This window comes from Nocardia sp. NPDC004582 (genome assembly GCF_053602115.1).
Genome location: NZ_JBSGCY010000004.1, coordinates 109,209 through 122,785, shown reverse-complemented (window position 1 = coordinate 122,785; position 13,577 = coordinate 109,209). Strand labels below are relative to the sequence as shown.

13 protein-coding genes are annotated in these 13,577 nt (G+C 68.5%); 6 read left to right on the top strand and 7 right to left on the bottom strand.

All coding sequences use genetic code 11. The features are described from left to right. The first annotated feature begins 216 nt into the window (after nt 1-216). Nucleotides 217-2,025 (top strand): ABC-F family ATP-binding cassette domain-containing protein, encoded by a 1,809-nt coding sequence (locus ACWELJ_RS02645; protein ID WP_452364426.1) that lies wholly within the window; start codon nt 217-219, stop codon nt 2,023-2,025. Between the two features lie 136 nt (nt 2,026-2,161). Here the strand turns inward: ACWELJ_RS02645 and ACWELJ_RS02640 are convergent, their stop codons facing one another. Both ACWELJ_RS02640 and ACWELJ_RS02635 read right to left on the bottom strand, forming a co-directional pair. Further along, entirely contained in the window at nt 2,162-3,043 is an 882-nt protein-coding gene (locus ACWELJ_RS02640) for an Abi-alpha family protein (protein ID WP_452364425.1), read from the bottom strand. Next, nucleotides 3,034-4,356 (bottom strand): hypothetical protein, encoded by a 1,323-nt coding sequence (locus ACWELJ_RS02635; RefSeq protein WP_452364424.1) that lies wholly within the window; start codon nt 4,354-4,356, stop codon nt 3,034-3,036. Before ACWELJ_RS02635 ends, ACWELJ_RS02640 begins: the two co-directional genes overlap by 10 nt. Nucleotides 4,357-4,705: 349 nt before the next feature. Here ACWELJ_RS02635 and ACWELJ_RS02630 point away from each other — a divergent pair, with 349 nt between their 5' ends. Both ACWELJ_RS02630 and ACWELJ_RS02625 read left to right on the top strand, forming a co-directional pair. Beyond that, nucleotides 4,706-5,593 carry an Abi-alpha family protein gene (locus tag ACWELJ_RS02630; RefSeq protein ID WP_452364423.1) on the top strand — a complete coding sequence of 296 codons (888 nt, stop codon included), beginning with the start codon at nt 4,706-4,708 and terminating at the stop codon, nt 5,591-5,593. Nucleotides 5,594-5,676: 83 nt separating this feature from the next. Continuing rightward, nucleotides 5,677-6,198: a nuclear transport factor 2 family protein gene (locus ACWELJ_RS02625; protein WP_452364422.1), complete on the top strand. Its 522-nt coding sequence runs from the start codon at nt 5,677-5,679 to the stop codon at nt 6,196-6,198. Nucleotides 6,199-6,202: 4 nt separating this feature from the next. Here ACWELJ_RS02625 and ACWELJ_RS02620 read toward each other — a convergent pair whose 3' ends face one another. Next, complete coding sequence (locus ACWELJ_RS02620; RefSeq protein ID WP_452364421.1) at nt 6,203-7,828, bottom strand: peptide chain release factor 3; 1,626 nt, start codon at nt 7,826-7,828, stop codon at nt 6,203-6,205. Between the two features lie 92 nt (nt 7,829-7,920). Then, nucleotides 7,921-8,523 (bottom strand): TetR/AcrR family transcriptional regulator, encoded by a 603-nt coding sequence (locus ACWELJ_RS02615; RefSeq protein WP_452364420.1) that lies wholly within the window; start codon nt 8,521-8,523, stop codon nt 7,921-7,923. Nucleotides 8,524-8,632: 109 nt separating this feature from the next. Here ACWELJ_RS02615 and ACWELJ_RS02610 point away from each other — a divergent pair, with 109 nt between their 5' ends. Next, the gene (locus ACWELJ_RS02610; RefSeq protein ID WP_452364419.1) at nt 8,633-9,295 is read left to right on the top strand and encodes a lysophospholipid acyltransferase family protein; all 663 of its coding nucleotides are present in this window, start codon (nt 8,633-8,635) and stop codon (nt 9,293-9,295) included. 97 nt (nt 9,296-9,392) lie between these two features. Here the strand turns inward: ACWELJ_RS02610 and ACWELJ_RS02605 are convergent, their stop codons facing one another. Together ACWELJ_RS02605 and ACWELJ_RS02600 are read right to left on the bottom strand one after the other, a co-directional pair. Then, complete coding sequence (locus tag ACWELJ_RS02605) at nt 9,393-9,863, bottom strand: hypothetical protein (RefSeq protein WP_452364418.1); 471 nt, start codon at nt 9,861-9,863, stop codon at nt 9,393-9,395. Between the two features lie 100 nt (nt 9,864-9,963). Further along, complete coding sequence (locus tag ACWELJ_RS02600) at nt 9,964-10,218, bottom strand: hypothetical protein (RefSeq protein WP_452364417.1); 255 nt, start codon at nt 10,216-10,218, stop codon at nt 9,964-9,966. A 374-nt stretch (nt 10,219-10,592) separates the two neighbouring features. On the opposite strand from ACWELJ_RS02600, the gene ACWELJ_RS02595 reads away from it, so the two are divergent. Next, nucleotides 10,593-11,192 (top strand): 50S ribosomal protein L25/general stress protein Ctc, encoded by a 600-nt coding sequence (locus tag ACWELJ_RS02595; RefSeq protein ID WP_452364416.1) that lies wholly within the window; start codon nt 10,593-10,595, stop codon nt 11,190-11,192. Nucleotides 11,193-11,238: 46 nt separating this feature from the next. Continuing rightward, nucleotides 11,239-11,820 carry an aminoacyl-tRNA hydrolase gene (pth, locus tag ACWELJ_RS02590; protein WP_452364415.1) on the top strand — a complete coding sequence of 194 codons (582 nt, stop codon included), beginning with the start codon at nt 11,239-11,241 and terminating at the stop codon, nt 11,818-11,820. A gap of 74 nt (nt 11,821-11,894) precedes the next feature. On the opposite strand, the gene ACWELJ_RS02585 is transcribed toward pth, so the two are convergent. Then, the gene (locus tag ACWELJ_RS02585) at nt 11,895-13,541 is read right to left on the bottom strand and encodes a fatty acyl-AMP ligase (RefSeq protein WP_452364414.1); all 1,647 of its coding nucleotides are present in this window, start codon (nt 13,539-13,541) and stop codon (nt 11,895-11,897) included. Nucleotides 13,542-13,577: the final 36 nt, after the last annotated feature.

The following is a 13,577-nucleotide window of genomic DNA, read 5'->3' as shown; positions in this document are numbered from 1 at the left end:
GCCGAGCTCGCGGGCGCGGGCGTCGCCCGCAGCGTCCGCACCGCCCACGGCCCGGTCCCGGGCGCCCGCCGCATCGTGGGCGACAACTGATTTCGTGAGCTGCGGGGTAGCTCGCCGGGTACGGGCGGGGTCTCCGCTATGTGACCGCCGGTCCGCGACAGCAGGTGAGTAGGCTCTTACGGTTCGTATAAAGACCCGGAGAGGCGGCACAGTCCCGTGGCCAACCTGATCAACCTGGAAACCGTCTCCAAGAGCTTCGGCGTCAAGCCGCTGCTCGACAAGGTGTCCCTCGGGGTTCAGGAGGGGGAGCGGATCGGTGTCGTCGGTCTGAACGGTGGCGGCAAGACCACGCTGCTCGAGGTGCTGACCGGACTCGAGGAACCGGATTCGGGCCGGGTCAGCCGCGCCGGATTCCTGCGCATGGCGGTCGTCACCCAGCGTGGCGTCCTCCCCGAGGACGCGACCGTCGGCGACGTCGTGCTCGCGGGCCTGGCCGAGGATCAGCGCACCGACGGCGTCGCCGAGCACGAATGGGCGTCCAACCCCCGCATCCGGTCGGTGGTCGAGGGCATCGGCATCGCCGACCTCGGCATGGACACCCCGGTCGCCAACCTCTCCGGTGGAGAGCGCCGCCGCACCGCGCTGGCCGCCGCCCTGGTTCGGGACCTGGACCTGCTGGTCCTCGACGAGCCCACCAACCACCTCGACGTCGAGGGCGTGCAATGGCTGGCCGAGCACCTGCTCGCCCGCCGCAGCGCGCTGGTGGTCGTCACCCACGACCGCTGGTTCCTCGACACCGTGGCCACCCGCACCTGGGAGGTGCAGGGCGGCAAGGTGGAGACCTACGACGGCGGCTACAACGACTGGATCTTCGCCCGCGCCGAACGCGTCCGCCAAGCCGATGCCAGCGAGGCCCGCCGCCAGAACCTGGCCCGCAAGGAACTGGCCTGGCTGCGCCGCGGCGCGCCCGCCCGCACCTCCAAGCCGCGCTACCGGATCGAGGCCGCCGAGGCCCTGATCGCGAACGTCCCCGCCCCGCGCGACACCGTGGAACTGGCCTCCTTCGCGCGAAAGCGGCTGGGCCGCGTGGTGATCGAGCTCGAGGACGCCACCCTCGCCCTCCCGGACGGCCGGGAACTGGTGAAGGACCTGACCTGGCGGCTCGCGCCCGGCGAACGCGTCGGCCTGGTCGGCGTGAACGGCTCCGGCAAGACCAGCCTGCTGCGCGCACTCGCGGGGGAGCGGGAGCTGCAGTCCGGCAAGCGGATCCAGGGCCAGACCGTCAAGATCGGCTGGCTGCGCCAGGAGCTCGACGACCTGCCTCTGGACCTGCGCGTGCTGGAAGCGGTCCAGGATGTGGCGCAGCGAATGATGCTGGGCGACAAGGAGATCAGCGCCGGGCAGCTGGCCGAACGGCTCGGCTTCACCCCCGCCAAGCAGCGCACCCCGGTCCGCGACCTGTCCGGTGGCGAGCGCCGTCGCCTGCAGCTCACCCGCATCCTGATGGCCGAGCCGAACGTGCTGCTGCTCGACGAGCCCACCAACGACCTCGACATCGACACCCTGCAGCAGCTCGAGGACATGCTCGACGGCTGGGCCGGAACCATGGTGGTCATCTCCCACGACCGCTACCTGATCGAGCGCATCTGCGACACGACCTGGGCGCTGTTCGGCGACGGCAAGCTCACCAACCTGCCCGGCGGCATCGAGGAATACCTGCGCCGGCGCGCCGCGCTCGCCGGGGGTCCCGCCACCCCGGCCCGCTCCGCGGCTCCGGCCGCCGCCGCGAATTCCGCGGCCCCGGCCACGGATTCGGCCGCCTACCGCGCCGCCCGCAAGGAACTGGCCAAGCTGGAACGCGCCCTGGAGAAGCTCACCGAGCGTGAGGACAAGCTGCACGCGGCCCTCGCCGAAGCGGCCACCGAGCCCGACAAACTGGTCAAGCTGGGCGCGGAACTGAAGCAGGTGCAGGCCGAGAAGGAAACGACCGAAGAGCGCTGGCTCGAACTGGCCGAAAACGCCTGACCCGCAACTGTCCTTTGCACCTCTCGCGGTCGTGGCGTATGCCAGGGCGACAACTGGTTTCGTAACGGTCGGGGTAACTCGCCGGGTACGACCAAAATTGGTTCGCCACCTGACGTAGGTACGGATGCAGTGATTGTTACGGCTCCCCAGCCGCCCGCTGAAGTCCCGGGGAGGCGGGGGAGTCGAGTGACGGAACCGGTAGGCAGGTGCGGACGAAACCCGCGCCGAACGAGGTCAATTCGACGGTGCGGTAGAGCACCTTGGTGCCGAAGCTCGCCCGCTTGAGCAGCCGCCGCACCTCCGGCATGGCCTCGAGCAGCTGGTACCGATTCGGATTGCCGAGCGCTTCGCGGGTCACGTCGAGCAGGCCGAGCCGGTCCAGGTTGGCCAGGTACTCGTCGATCCGGTTCGGGTACCGCAGGGCCGCGTCCTCGCCCAGCAGATTGAAAACGCCACGGTAGGAACCGCGCCCGGTCTTCACCTCGACCGCGGGCTGCGGCCCGTCCAGGTACAGGTGCCGCACGATGCGCGCCTCGTCGGGCGCGAGTTCGCCCAGGACGCGCGAGTAGGCGGTGTGATGGTGGGTGTCGTCCTCGGCGTGGAAGTCCGCGGACCGGCGCAGCAGTTCCGCGCCGCGGGCGCGCAACAGGGCGGTGTGCCCGGATTCCGGTGTGGCTTCGAGGTCCTCGGGCATGGGCACGCCGAGCGCCTGCCGGACCGAATGCCGCACCTGGGCGCCGGCGTCGGAGAGGATCTCGCGCGGCGGCTGCCCGGCCATACTGCCGCGCAGCACCACCGAGGTCACCCCCAGCGCCGTGTGCAGGCTCCAGAAGCTGGCCTCGACCGCCGCCGACATGGCCACCCGAACCACTCCCGTGGCGGCGCGCACCGGTCCGGCCGAACCCCGCCGCTCGCCCGAGTCCAGCGGCACCGGCAGCGGTGCGGACTCGCGAACGGCGATGACTTTCGACGGATCGGCGGGATCGTCCTCGCCAGAGGAGGATTCGGTCATATCCATGTGGTGGCGACTCCTGTTCCGAAGATCAGGAGGTGAGCGTAACCGGCGAAGAGCCCCAGCGCGCCGCCATGGACGAACAAAAGCCATTCGTCCTGTTTGATGGCCGAACGCAGCATGTCCACGAACTCCGGCGGGGGCAGCGCCGACATTTGTTTGGCGATGTACTCCTGCACCTGGACGCCCTGCCGCACGTTGAACGCGGGGTCGGCGAAGGCGATGGGCGCGATGGTCATCGCCTCGTTGGTGAGGGTGTCCTGCAGGGTGTCGTACTCCCGGCTGCCCAGGGCGAACTTGACCACCGAGCGGGCCGGGCCGAGCGCCCGGTCGGCGGCCGGGCGCAGGGTGTCGGTGAGCATCTGCATGGTGCGGTCGGCGCGCGGCCCGTTGAGCAGTTCGTCGCCGATATTGGCCACGGTCATGATCTCGCTGGCCACCAGTGCCGCGTAGCCCTCGGTGATCTCGTCCTGCCGTTTGATCAGGAGGCCCTGCCGCCACGGGCACCACCACTTGGGGTAGGCGGGCTCGAAGATCAGGTTGATGCCGATCCAGTTGACCACCCAGCCGATGATCACGCCGCCGATGGGCAGCACGACCAGTGAGGACCAGTGCGTCCAGTGCAGGATGCCGACCAGCACCAGACCCATCGGCGCGCCGAAGTAGAAGCCGAAGTTCTGCATGAATCGCAGTTCCTTGGCGCCGAGCACCTGGAACACGGAATTCAGCATCTGCGGCCGCGCCTGGAAGTAGCGGATGGTCATGGACTTGACGTCCAGCAGCTGATCGATGTTCTTGCCGAGTTCATCGGTGAGTTCCCGGAGAATATCCGGCAACTGTTCCCGGACGCGGTTGTGGACCATCTCCCGCACACCCGTCGGCAGGTTGTACCAGAGCTGTGGATGTTCGCGTTTGAGGATGTCCTCGACAATGCCGCGAATCTGAAGATCGGCAATTTCAACAAAATGTTCAGCGAGCTTGTCCGGTTCCAGTTCGCGATAGAAATCCGCGACGCTCCCGAGTTTCGCCAGCCCTTTGTCGACCGCGATGCTGGCCATCTTGTCCGCGCGCGACGGCACGATGCCCTGCCAGCCGATCCGCCCGTCGTACTGCAGCAGCGGCAGTACCTGAATCCGTTTGGGCAGGAACGGAAACACGGCGGCCAGACCGGGCAGCCGGAATCCGTGGAACCGGATCGGCTTGAACAGCATGAGTACGCCGGTCCAGTTGGTGATATAGCCGATCACGCCCGTGAACAGCGGAATCGTGATCAATTCCAATAGGAGGGTCGGACGCACCCCGAAGACACTCTCTAGCACGCGACACCCTCCTGCCGACCCGCAACGACCGCCTTAGGCGTTGACTACCCCATCGGCGGTTCGGACCTTACTGGCTATTCAGGAATCGAGTCCAGCGGCGGAGTGTCTGGGTCGGAGATCTCGGTCACACTGCCCGGGCTCGATGTTCCTCTCTCTCGATGGGACCACGAGAATGGCGGAGACCACAGCCATATCGTTCTTTGATCGTTCGTGTTGGGGGTCATGTGCGTCGTTACTCGGCGGACGTGGACTGGGGTAACCTTCGTCTGGCTCATGGGTTCAACGTGCCCGCAGGTCCGTCGGGGGCAATAATCTGTGGACGATTGTGTTCACCTGGCGATATTCGGAGATGGACGTGGCGGAAGACAGGATCCCGGGGCAGGACGTGACCCGTCCGGGACCTCGTGCCGTGGAACGCAGTTCCGATGTGGAGCAGCGGCAGATCAGCAATGAGGCCCGCCTGATCCGCGGGGTCTTCCGGGCCGCCGGGCTGGCGGCCGGCACCGCGGTGCGGGGGACCGAGTGGGCCGTCGGCACCAGCTTCGAGATCACCAAGCAGCTGACGCAGGCCGCGCTGGACGGCGAGTCCTCGGCCGATATCGCCGAGCGCACGGGGGCGGCGCTGCGGTCGATCGCGCGCAGCGCGCTGGGTGTCACCGAGGGTTCGGTGCGCGAGATCGTCAGCTACGTACCGACTCCCATGGGCGCGCCGCAGCAGGCCATCACCAATGGCGGCGGTCTGGTCCGCTCGGGCACCACCGAGGATCTGCGCCGCCGCGGCGACGCGCTGCTGGCCCGCTCGGCGGACGTCTACTTCACCGAGGACGTGCACCCGGCCTACGACCGCATCCTCGACCAGCTCGCCCCCGACGAGGCCCGGATCCTGCGCTTCATGGCGCTGCAGGGGCCGCAGCCGTCGGTGGACGTGCGCACCAACCGGCCGCTGGGCATCGGTTCGGAGCTGGTCGCGGGGGATCTGACCTCGGTGCCGGAACAGTCCGGCGTGCGCTATCCGGACCGCGCGCGGCACTACCTGATCAATCTGAATCGCCTCGGTCTCACCATGACCTCGGACGATCCGGTCGTTTTGTCGCGATACATGGTGCTGGAAGTGCAGCCCGTCGTCGAGCAGGCGCTGAAAAAGGCCGGGCGAGTCCCCAAGATCGTCCGAAAGAGCCTGCGCCTGACCGAATTCGGCGAGGACTTCTGCAACACCTGCTTCACGATCAACAACTGACTCGGTATCCGGCTGATAGCGATCCGGTACAAATCCGTGCCGATTTCCTCAGGTTTCCCGCACCTGATGGGATTGTTGAAGGTATGGATTCCGATGCCGTCGCGGCGATCAGCCGGCTGAAGTTCCGTTACCTGCGCGCGCTCGACACGAAGGCGTGGGAGGAGTTCGCCGACACCATGATTCCGGAGGCCACCGCCACCTACAGCGAGTACCTCCAGTTCGAATCGCGCGACGCCTTCCTGGCCTTCATGCGCAATACGCTGGGCCCGCACGTCATCACCGAACACCGCTGCGACCACCCGGAGATCGATGTCGACGGCGACACCGCGACCGGCACCTGGTATCTGGCCGACACCGTGCTCATCCCCGGCCACAACATGCTCCTGCGCGGCGCGGCCTTCTACACCGACAGATACGTGCGCTGCGACGACGGGCAGTGGCGCATCGCGCACACCGGCTACGAACGCACCTACGAGGTCGTGCTCTCGCTCTCGGACCTGCCGAGTCTGCGCCTGACCTCGAGCCGCTGGGGGCTGATCGCCCGCGATCCCGCCGACACCCCGCGCACCGAACCCAGCTCGGACGGCACCGGCACGCTGGGCTGACGCGCTATTCCGTTCCGGCGACCAGCAGTTCGAGGGTCAGCTTCGGCATCTCCTTGGCGATGTACTGCAAGCGCCACTTGTCGCTGAAGAGGGCGAGGATCGCGCCGTCGGTGCGGGTGAAGACCTCGACTCCGCGCTGGCGGCTGAGCTCCTCGGCCGATTCGGCGTCGGTGCGCCGCGCCAGCTGATACGGCAGGTGATCGAGCTGGGTCGCGACATTGAACTCGGATTGCATTCGGGCCGTGACGACTTCGAACTGCATGGGGCCGACCGCGGCCAGCACCGGCGACTGATCGCCGCGGGCGTCATTGCGCAGCACCTGCACCACGCCCTCGGAGTCGAGCTGGTCCATGGCCTTGCGGAACTGCTTGTACTTGTCCGCGGTCTTGGCGCGCAGGGAGGCGAAATGCTCGGGCGCGAAGGACGGGATCGGCGGGAACTCGACTTTCTTGTCCGCGAACAGCGTGTGGCCCGGGGCCAGCGCGGTCGCGTTCACCAGGCCGACCACATCGCCCGGGTAGGCGGTGTCGACGGTGGTGCGCTCGCGGCCGAACACGGTGAGCGCGTACTTGGTGGCGAAGGGCCGCCCGGTCTGGGCGTGGGTCACCACCATGCCGCGCTCGAATTCGCCGGAGACGATGCGCATGAACGCCAGCCGGTCGCGGTGCGCGGTGTCCATGCCCGCCTGCACCTTGAAGATGACGGCGCTGAACGGCGCGGTGGTCTCGCGCGGCTCGCCCTTGATGTCCTTGCGCCCGCGCGGCGGCGGCGCGAGCTCCACGAGGGTCTCGAGCAGTTGGCGCACACCGAAATTCAGCATGGCGGAGGCGTAGATGACCGGCGAGGTGTGCCCGGCCAGGAACAGCTCCTGATCGTGGTCCTGCCCGGCGGCGGAGAGCAGTTCGCTCTCCTCGCACGCGGTGGTCCACACGTCGCCCTCGCGTTCGGCGGCCTGCTCGGGGGTGTAGCTCTCCTCCGGGGCGATGGTCGCGCCACCGGCGGTGCGGGTGAAGTGGATGTACTCGGTGGCCGCGCCCTCCTCGCCGCGGCGCAGCAGGCCGCGGAAGTCGCCGGCGATGCCGACCGGGAGGAACAGCGGGGTGGGGGTCAGGCCGATGCGGTCGACGATCTCGTCGAGCAGCTCCAGCGGCGCCTGGCCCGGGCGGTCCCACTTGTTGATGACGGTGATGACCGGGATGCCGCGGTCGCGCGCGACCTGGAAGAGCTTGAGCGTCTGCGGTTCCAGGCCCTTGGCGGCGTCGATGAGCATGACCGCGGCGTCGACCGCGGTGAGCACGCGGTAGGTGTCCTCGGAGAAGTCGGAGTGGCCGGGGGTGTCCACCAGGTTGATGACGCAGTCGCCGTACTCGAACTGCAGGGCCGTCGAGCTGACGGAGATGCCGCGGGCCTTCTCCATCTCCATCCAGTCGGAGACGGTGGACTTGCGGCCCGCCTTGCCGTGGATGGCGCCCGCCTCGGAGATCACCTTGGCGTGCAGGGCCAGCGCCTCGGTGAGCGTGGACTTACCCGCGTCCGGGTGGGAGATCACCGCGAAGGTGCGCCGCCGCGCCGCCTCACCGGCCAGCCGACCGGCGGTAGCTGAGGTCGCGCTGGCAGTCGGGGAACTCACGGGGGGACTCCTTTGTGCGGACGAGGCAACCGAACCAGGGTACGCGACCGGCCACCCGCCCCGACCGGCCGGTCCGGCCCGCGAACGGGTGGTCAGTCCGGGTCCGGGGCGAGATGCCGGGCCACGGCCCGTCCGACCAGCGTCTCGATATCGGTATCGGGCGCGATCGCCTCGATACTGCGGTTGGCGACCACCACCGCGATGCCGTGCAGCTGGGTCCACAGGCCGATGGCCCGCTCGTCGGTTCGCTGGTCTTCCGGGCCGGGCGCCCGCTGGTCCGCGCCGGGATCCGCGCAGTCGGCGACCAGCTGCCGCCAGCGCGCGAACAGCGGCAGTGACCAGGTGACCCGCAGGTTCCCGCCAGCGCCCTCGAGCAGGTCGTGGCGGAACATCAGGGTGAACATCTCCGGTCGCGCGGTGGCGAAGCGGATATAGGCCAGGCAGGTCCGGCGCACCCGCTCGGCGGGCGTTTCCCCGCCCACCGCGTCGATTTCCGCGCGCAGGTCCGCGTAACCGCGGGCCGCGACGGCCGCCAGCAGCGCGTTGTGGGTGGGGAAGTGCCGCCGGGGCGCGCCGTGCGAGACCCCGGCCTCCCGGGCGATCGCCCGCAGTCCGAGCTCGGCCGCGCCGACCTCCTCGAGCAGGGCGACTCCGGCGGTGACGAGTCGTTCGCGCAGGGGCTCGGCGGCGGTCATACGTCACATTCTCCAGGATTCGTAGACAGTGTCTACGCGAGTCCGGTACAAAAGTACGAGTAGACACTGTCTACGCATCCGTCGAAACAGCGAGAGTTGGGTGGACTCCATGTGGTACTGGCTCCTGAAGCACATCCTGGTGGGGCCGGTGCTGCGGCTGCTCGGACGGCCGAAGATCGAAGGGCTGCACCATGTTCCGAAGGACGGGCCACTGATCATCGCGGCCAACCATCTGGCCGTGGTGGATTCGCTCTACCTGTGCCTGGTGCTGCGCCGGCGGGTCACCTTCATCGCCAAGCAGGAGTACTTCACCGAGGGCGGGTTCCGCGGCCGCCTCAATCGCTTCGTCATGAACGCCACCGGTCAGGTCCCGGTGGACCGCACCGGCGGCAGCGCGGGCTCGGATTCGCTGGCCGCCGCGGTGCGCGTGCTGGAGTCGGGCGGCATCTGGGGCATTCACCCGGAGGGCACGCGGTCGCCCGACGGCCGCGTCTACCGGGGCCGCACCGGCGTGATCCGGGTGGCCATGCAGACAGGCGCCCCCGTGATCCCGGTGGTGCTGTCGGGCACCGATCGGGTCAATCCGCGCGAGGGCCGCTTCCTGCGCCCGGCCAAGGTCGGCATCTCCTTCGGCCACCCGCGCTATTTCCTGCCCGCCGACCAGCAGGCCGTGCGGCGCGCCACCGACGAGCTCATGGCCGACATCGTCAGCCGTTCGGGACGCCCGTATGTCGATTGCTACGCAACCACTTTCAAGCAGCGGGCCGCCTGAGTCCGCGCCGGGGGGACAGGACCCGGGGTCGGGTGAGAAAGGAAACGGCCGGTTACTCGGAATCCGAGTAACCGGCCGTTTCGGCCGTTCGGCTGTCTCAGCTCACGCGCGAGTTCGCGCTGGAGCCGGTGATGCCGAGGGACTGGAGCAGGCTCGCGGCGCTGCCCGTGTCGAGGCCGGAGTTCTCGGCCGCGGCGGAGACGGTGATGTCGACCGGGCCGACGGTGGCGGACTGACCGGCGCCGTTGAGGGTGACCGTGAGGTGGTGCGTGCCCGCCGACGTCGGGGTCCAGTTGATGGCGGCCGTGGTGGCGGTGCCACTCGCCGGGGTCGCGGTGCCGACGGACACCGTGTTCGACCCGGTGGTGTCGAAGACGTTCGCGCTGACGCTGGGCGAGCCGGTGACGATGGTGATCGTGTAGGTCTTGCCCACCGTGTAGCCGCTGCCCGCCACGGTCAGACCGTTGACGGTGGTGTCCGCGGCGGCGAACGGAGCGGCGACGGCGACGGTTGCGGAGATGGCTGCGATGCCCGCGGCGCTCAGGCCGGCCTTGCGGATGTTCTTCATAAATCTGTTCCTCACTCAGAAGACAAGCTACTCAGCGTGCCAGTGACTGTGCCTAGCACCGGTCAGCGATCTCCGCTACCGAAAGCGGGAAGTCCGTCCGTCAGTTGCCGACGCCGGCGCCGATACCGCCCGAGTTGGCGGCGGCGGAGCCGCTACCCAGCGCCTTGATGATCGCGTCGAAGCCGCCCGTGGAGGGGGTGGTGGTCTTCGGCGGGGTGGTGGTGGTCGGCGGCGTGGTGGTGCCAGGGGGGCAGTCGTTGGTGGTGGCCGAGGCGATCGGCGCGGTGAGCGCGATGGCGGCGGAGACTGCGGCGATGCCCGCGGCACTGAAGCCGACCCGGCGGATGTTCTTCATCAAGCGTTTTCCTAACTTGGCGGACAAGCTTCTCGGTATGCCCTCGAATTGCCCGGGATCGGGTAAGGATTGGGATCGAGGGGCGGGGCCGAGTGATGCGAAATACTAGTGTGTCAAATTGCCGTATACAAGAGCGGAAATCGCGGTCGCCGAGGGGGTGCGGCAGGCGCCTACCGGCAGCGTGTTAGAGTCTTCAGGTTGTCTCGGCGAGGGTGTGGCACCTAGCTGCCCACCGTGATCGACGCGGCTCGGCCTATTCGGCCGTCCACGTTGGTCTTCGCCGACGAGCAGACCAACCACTGTGCCAGGGCGGCCCACGTCGCCTGGCGACACGCTGACATTACAGCCGGACGAGCCGTAGGGAGTAGACAGTCATGTCCGACGCCAACCTTCTCGAAGCCACCGTACGCACCGAGTTCGGCAAGGGCGCTGCCCGCCGTACCCGCCGCGACGGCAATGTCCCCGCCGTCCTCTACGGCCACAACGAGGAGCCGCAGCACCTGGCCGTGAGCGCCCAGGCGTTCGCCGCCATCCTGCGTGAGCACGGCACCAACGCTGTCCTGAACCTGGACATCAACGGCAAGAAGCAGCTGGCGCTGACCAAGTCGGTCGTCGTCCACCCGATCCGCCGCTACATCGAGCACGCCGACCTGCTGATCGTGCGTCGTGGCGAGAAGGTCACCGCCGACGTGAACGTCGCCCTGGTCGGCGACGCCGCCTCCGGCACCCTGGTCACTCAGGACGCCACCACCCTCTCCATCGAGGCCGAGGCCCTGCACATCCCCGAGTCCATCGAGGTCTCGATCGAGGGCGCCGAGGCCGGCACCCAGATCCTGGCCGGCGGCATCGAGCTGCCGAAGGGCGTCACCCTCGCCGGTGACCCGGAGGCCCTGATCGTCAACATCATCGCCGCCCCGGCCGCCGCCACCGAGGAGACCGAAGAGGGCGCCGCCGAAGAGGCCGCCGCGGAGTAACTCCCTACTCCCGCAACGGTTTCCGAATAACCGAGGCATTCTCTCCATGACAGAGACGGCAGCCGGGCCCGCGCTCGTGGTCGGTCTGGGCAACCCCGGATCCGAGTACGAGCGCACCCGGCACAATGTCGGTTTCATGGTCGCCGATCTGCTCGCGGAGCGGGTCGGCGGTCGTTTCACCGTGCACAAGAAGTCCGGCGCGGATCTGCTCGAGGCCCGCCTGGACGGGCGCAAGGTGCTGCTGGCCAAGCCGCGCACCTACATGAACCTGTCCGGGCGGCCCGTCGCGGCGCTGGCCAAATTCTTCTCCGTGCCCGCCACCGAGGTGATCGTCGTGCACGACGAACTCGACCTCCCCTTCGGCCAGATCCGCCTCAAGCGCGGCGGCGGCGAGGGCGGGCACAATGGGCTGCGTTCGATCTCGCAGGCCCTCACCACCAAGGACTATCTGCGCGTCCGCTTCGGCATCGGCCGTCCGCCGGGCCGGCAGGATCCCGCGGATTACGTGCTGAAGCCATTCTCCGCGCCGGAACGCAAAGAGGTTCCGGTGATCGTCGAGCAGACCGCGGACGCGGTCGAGCTGCTGCTGCGCGTGGGTCTGGAGACCGCGCAGAACCAGCTGCACTGATTCGGCGATCGCACCGAGTCGTCACCGATCGCATTGCGCCCCAGGGTGATTCGAGCCCCGGGGCGCTTCGCGTCTCAGGACACGCTGGTGGCGGTGGCCGAACGGCGCAGTTTGCCGGACGAGGTCTTGGGCAGCGCGCCCGGGCCCAGCACGGTCACGCTGCGCGGACGCACCCCGACCTCCGAGAACACCGCGTGCACGATCTCGTGTTCGATACGGTGTACTTCCGCCGGGTTCTGGTGATCGTTGGATTCCACCACCACCGCGAAACTCTCGCGCTTCTGGCCCGCGTCCAGCCGGACCGCCACCGCGTTGCCGGGGCGAACACCCTTGACGCGCAAGGCCGCTCGCTCGATATCGGTGGGATAGATATTGCGGCCGCCCATGATGATGACGTCCTTGATCCGGCCGCAGACGACGATGTAGCCCTCCTCGGTGAAGTAGCCGACATCGCCGGTGTCGAGCCAGCCCTCGGCGTCCTGGGCGGGGCGGAAGCCCTCGACGGTGACATAGCCGGAAGTCACCGCGGGTCCGCGTAATTCGATGACGCCGACGCTGCGGGCGGGCAGCGGCTGCCGCTCGGCGTCGACCACCCGGCCCTCGAGATTGTCGACCAGGTAGCCCAGGGTGGGCAGGCGGCGGACGCCCCCGTGATGGTGTTCCGCGTCGCGGACCGGCACCGCCTTGCCGAGGGCCTCGAGCAGATCGGCGTCGACGACATCGAGGATCTGGCCGAGTCCCGGGTCCGGGATCGAGACGGCGAGGGTGGTCTCGGCCATGCCGTAGACGGGGGTGAGGGCCGCGGGGTTGAGGCCGAAACGCTGACCGGCTTCGGCGAGCGCCTCCATGGTGTCGGCGTCGACGGGTTCCGCGCCGTTCCACATGTAGCGGACGCTGCTCAGATCCAGCGAGCCCTCGTCGGCGTTGCGTAATCGCCGGCCCAGCAGCGAGTACGCGAAATTCGGTGCGGCGGTGACGGTCCCGCGATACTTCGAGATCAGCTCGGCCCACAGGATGGGCCGGGCCAGGAAGTCGAGCGGGGTCACGCATACGACCTCGGCGCCGAATTGCATGGGCACGCTGAGGAATCCGACCATCCCCATATCGTGGAACAGCGGCAGCCAGCTGATCATCACGTCGTCGTCGAGCTGGAACTTCACCCGGTCGAACATGGCGTAGGCGTTGACGAAGAAGTTGCCGTGCGTGATCCGCACGGCCTTCGGCGAGCCCGTCGACCCGGAGGTCAACTGCTGCAGCGCGATATCGTCCTCGCCGGTGGGCACCGGGTCGATGGCCGCGCCCGCGCGCATGGCGTCCAGGGTCACCACGGTGATACCGCGTTCGCGCAGTAGTGGTTCCGCGATCTCGAAGGGCGCGCCCAGGATCACCGCCCGCGCCTCGATCATGCCCAGCACCGTCTCGGTGTCGTGGGCCCACACCTGAAGGTCGGTGCGCGGCGTGGGCTGATGCAGCATGGTGATCGAGGCGCCACGCATCCACGCCGCCTGGCAGGCGGGCGCGATATCGACCGGCATCCCGGCCAGCACGCCCACGGCGTCGCCGGGGCCGATGCCGGCGGCCGCCAGCCCGCCCGCCATGCGGCGTGCGATGTCGTGGATCTCGGCCCATGTCTGACGCAGCGGTGCGTCGGGCTCTCCGGTCACCAGTCCGCGCTGGGAAACGCGGGCGGTGGCATACATTTCGTCGGTGAAGCGGCTCAAAGCAGAACACTCCTCGAATGCCGGACCAGCATTCAA

Excerpts from the sequence above, each read along its gene's own strand:
- ACWELJ_RS02605 (WP_452364418.1), bottom strand. The coding sequence starts at position 9,863 with ATGAAGAACATCCGCAAGGCCGGCCTGAGCGCCGCGGGCATCGCAGCC.
- ACWELJ_RS02610 (WP_452364419.1), top strand. The coding sequence starts at position 8,633 with ATGTGGTACTGGCTCCTGAAGCACATCCTGGTGGGGCCGGTGCTGCGG.
- ACWELJ_RS02630 (WP_452364423.1), top strand. The coding sequence starts at position 4,706 with ATGGACGTGGCGGAAGACAGGATCCCGGGGCAGGACGTGACCCGTCCG.
- pth (WP_452364415.1), top strand. The coding sequence starts at position 11,239 with ATGACAGAGACGGCAGCCGGGCCCGCGCTCGTGGTCGGTCTGGGCAAC.
- ACWELJ_RS02600 (WP_452364417.1), bottom strand. The coding sequence starts at position 10,218 with ATGAAGAACATCCGCCGGGTCGGCTTCAGTGCCGCGGGCATCGCCGCA.
- ACWELJ_RS02640 (WP_452364425.1), bottom strand. The coding sequence starts at position 3,043 with ATGGATATGACCGAATCCTCCTCTGGCGAGGACGATCCCGCCGATCCG.
- ACWELJ_RS02625 (WP_452364422.1), top strand. The coding sequence starts at position 5,677 with ATGGATTCCGATGCCGTCGCGGCGATCAGCCGGCTGAAGTTCCGTTAC.
- ACWELJ_RS02615 (WP_452364420.1), bottom strand. The coding sequence starts at position 8,523 with ATGACCGCCGCCGAGCCCCTGCGCGAACGACTCGTCACCGCCGGAGTC.
- ACWELJ_RS02595 (WP_452364416.1), top strand. The coding sequence starts at position 10,593 with ATGTCCGACGCCAACCTTCTCGAAGCCACCGTACGCACCGAGTTCGGC.